This window comes from Aeromonas crassostreae, from assembly GCF_054052445.1.
The window spans coordinates 1-577 of the sequence record NZ_JBSTYM010000061.1 but is presented as its reverse complement, the minus strand read 5'-3'; the positions used below and the strand labels follow the sequence as shown (position 1 = coordinate 577).

The following is a 577-nucleotide window of genomic DNA, read 5'->3' as shown; positions in this document are numbered from 1 at the left end:
CAAGGTAACCCTAGGGGAACCTGGGGTTGGATCACCTCCTTACCTTAAGATGTCGTGTTGTTGAGTGTTCACACAGATTGCCTTGATTCAAGTTTAGAGACAGTACACGAAGTGGGTCTGTAGCTCAGGTGGTTAGAGCGCACCCCTGATAAGGGTGAGGTCGGTGGTTCGAGTCCACTCAGACCCACCACTTCGATTACGGGGCTATAGCTCAGCTGGGAGAGCGCCTGCTTTGCACGCAGGAGGTCTGCGGTTCGATCCCGCATAGCTCCACCATACTTGTACTGAATTTTGCGAGAAGCAAAAGCCATGAATTGGACAAATGTTCAGTATATGTCTTTGACTTCTTTATGAAGTTTGCTCTTTAACAATCTGGAAAGCTGATTTAAAAAGTAGTTCTCAAACATTTGTTACAAGTGCTTTGGAAACTTCTTGGCGAAAACCAAATTTTATTTGGTCCTTGTTGTACAGCAACTTGAATGCCGTTTCGACGACACTTCTTGGGGTTGTATGGTTAAGTGACTAAGCGTACATGGTGGATGCCTTGGCAGTCAGAGGCGATGAAGGACGTACTAAC

Annotated in this window: 2 tRNA genes; both read left to right on the top strand. The window is 46.3% G+C overall.

The window, feature by feature from the left end:
* Positions 1-113 precede the first annotated feature (113 nt).
* Positions 114-190, top strand: a tRNA-Ile gene (locus ACW5W4_RS18880).
* A gap of 10 nt (positions 191-200) precedes the next feature.
* Positions 201-276 (top strand) — tRNA-Ala (locus ACW5W4_RS18875).
* The last annotated feature ends 301 nt before the right edge of the window (positions 277-577 follow it).